Consider the following 1,577-nt stretch of genomic DNA (forward strand, 5'->3'; position numbering starts at 1 on the left):
ATTTCTTCATTTCCCATAATTTTTTTCCTGATTCAAAATTATCCTTATCTCCAATATCGCCTGATTCTCCTTTGAATGTAAATTTAATTGATGTAACATCAGATAATTTCTTGCCGGCACCTAAATCAACCTGGAATATGGCGTAAGCATTTCCGTAACCCATATCACTGCCACTGGCATAAGTAATAGAATAACCGGTCATATCCTCTAAAAGAGTTACTGTGGTTTTTACACCTACCACTTCTACTTCTTGGTCAGCATTATTAACTTTAACCTTTGCTTTGGGAGGCGGAGGAGTATATTTCGTAAAGCTAACAGCGTTACTCGCGGCAGAATCTTTGGATGCCCCGGAAATACCCGTGGCAACTACGGTAATTGAATATGTTCCGTCAGCGAGAGATGTTAAAACAGCCAAGTTAGCGCTCGTGTCACTTGGACCAGCGGTCGTTATGGGATCTTCTCCGTCATTGGCAAATACTTTGTACCCGCCGGCGCCTTCAATGGCTTCCCACCTTACTCCGGTCGCCGTGGCTTCAATAACGGGGGCGGCCAACGCCTTGAGGTTAGACGGCCTTAATCCGTTAATGGTAATGTTATTGATTTGCGCCACTATGTTAGCTGGTCTGCCTTCAATTCTAAGCCCCGCAGGACCGCCTGCTTTTAGAGCGTCCACGTTATCTTGAGTAAGAGTAAACTCCTTTTCAAACGTACCGACTTCTGTTACTCTTGTGTCAACGCCTCCTATGGTGGCGTTTTCTGAGCCTACTTTACCGTTAACCTGCACCCTGCCTGCTCCGGAAATAAATTCACCCGTAATCTTGATTACGTCACCGGCGCGGAAACCGAAAGTCGCATAACGCAGGTCAATGCCCGCTCCCCAATCGGCTACCGTTGTAAATTTAATCGCCTTCACACCGCTATTGTCTACGACTTCATAGGTTATGTGCGCATCCTCGCCTGCGCGAACAAGCGGTTTAAGAGGATTGCCGTCACCCGCGAACGCCGTATTGGGTATCACGCCTAATTCCAGTGCCTGAATACCTGGATCCGTCGCCATATCAAAGACGACTTTTTGCACCAGTTCTTCACCCTCTTCTCCTTCTTCGCCGCCACTGCTGCTGCCGCTGCTACAGCCGACCACGGCAAGGCCGAATACCAGAACCATAGCCAGTAAAACCAACCATACTTTCTTCATCATAATTTTCCTCCTGAATTCTTGCCGCCCTACAGGCGGCTGTAACAAAGGGAGGTTTGTTAATGGCGTGGAAAAGGGGGAGAAAAACTGAGGATTTTATAAAAGCGTCTAAAGAAAAATGGTGTTTATTGGTGTTGATGAGTTACTGGTGAAAAGCGCTGTTGCGCCTACTATACCGTTGCGGCAATCCGTTCCTGTACCATTTCTCGTCTAGCCTTTTCGTCTCCGAGGCAAACTTACATGGTCAATTCAATAGGGGATTAATAAAACAATTCAATAACAAGCGTTATTTTTTATGGCTTGCGTTACATTAATTTATCATATATAATTGGAGATAAGGATAATTTTGAATCAGGAAAAAAATTATGGGAAATGAAGAAAT

General features: G+C 45.1%; 1 protein-coding gene. It reads right to left on the reverse strand.

What is annotated here, in order from left to right; genetic code table 11:
• On the reverse strand, window positions 1-1,198 hold a 1,198-nt coding region (locus ACYVTD_RS12485), incomplete at its 3' end, for a hypothetical protein (RefSeq protein WP_461248082.1).
• Window positions 1,199-1,577: the final 379 nt, after the last annotated feature.

It is taken from the genome of Treponema sp. R6D11, from assembly GCF_054786075.1.